The organism is Trinickia sp. Y13 (assembly GCF_029522115.1).
Classification (GTDB): domain Bacteria; phylum Pseudomonadota; class Gammaproteobacteria; order Burkholderiales; family Burkholderiaceae; genus Trinickia.
In genome coordinates, this window is record NZ_JAKWFK010000043.1 from 1 (window position 1) to 1,191 (window position 1,191).

Annotated in this window: 1 protein-coding gene; it reads right to left on the minus strand. The window is 59.3% G+C overall.

The genetic code is table 11. The annotated features are described in order from the left end of the window. Nucleotides 1-39: 39 nt before the first annotated feature. A protein-coding gene (locus MMB74_RS27265) for an IS3 family transposase (protein WP_277431708.1) occupies nucleotides 40-1,127 on the minus strand; the annotation gives its coding sequence in 2 pieces (ribosomal slippage) (nucleotides 40-866 and nucleotides 866-1,127; 1,089 coding nt in all). Nucleotides 1,128-1,191: the final 64 nt, after the last annotated feature.

A 1,191-nucleotide genomic window follows, 5' to 3' on the forward strand; every position in this document is an offset into this window, starting at 1 on the left:
GGTAATCCCCCCGCTTTTAACGCGAGTCAGAAGTAGAGACTATGCCGCGGCCATGAGCCGCTGTTTCGGCGTCATGCCGCCAAGGCCCATGTTAGGGCGCTCGTGATTGTATTGCCACATCCATTCGGTCGCGAAGCGCTGCACGTGCGCAAGGTCGTCCCAGTAGTATTGCGACAGCCACTCATAGCGCACCGTCCGGTTGAATCGCTCGACATAGGCGTTTTGCTGCGGCTTGCCCGGCTGAATGTAGTTCAACGCGATACCATGCCTGCCAGCCCACTGCGTGATCGCATCACTGAGGTACTCCGGACCGTTATCGCACCGGATCGCCATCGGCTTTCCCCGCCAGCCGATGATCTGCTCCAGGGCCCGGATGACGCGCGCAGAGGGCAACGAGAAGTCGATCTCGATTCCCAACGCTTCTCGGTTGAAGTCGTCGATCACGTTGAACAGCCGGATACTGCGACCATCCTTCAACTGGTCGTGCATGAAGTCCATCGACCATACCGTATTGACCGACGCCGGCACGATCAGCGGCTCCGGCGCCTGCCGTACGAGCCGCTTGCGCGGCTTGATGCGCAGGTTCAACTCAAGCTCCCGGTAAATCCGGTACACGCGCTTATGGTTCCAGCCGAAGCCCTTCACGTTGCGCAGGTACAGGAAACACAGCCCAAAGCCCCAGTTGCGATGATTGTCGGTCAACCGCAGCAGCCAGTCCGCGATCTGCTCATTCTCCGCATTGCGCTGCCGCTCATAGCGGTAGCACGTCTGGCTTACGCCAAATGCCTCGCATGCAAGCCGGATCGATACACCCCGGCTCGCTACTGAGTCTCTGGCCATCTCGCGGCGGGTAGATGGCCTCAGTCTTTTTTTGCCAGCGCCTCCGCGACGATCTCCGCCTTGATCTTCTCTTCGACGTACATCTTGCGCAGTCGCGCGTTCTCAGCTTCCAGCTCCTTCATCTTGGCTATCAGCGGCACATCCATCCCGCCGTACTTCCCGCGCCAGTTGTAGAAGGTCGCCGTGCTAATGCCCAGCTCCCGACAGATCTCCGGTACCGCCACGCCGGCTTCCGCGCGCTTGAGCGCGTCCATGATCTGGCTATCCGTGAACTTCGACTTCTTCATTGCGTAGAACTCCCTTTGCTGGAAATTCTACTTCTGATCCCGCTTACTGCAGGGGAGGATTACC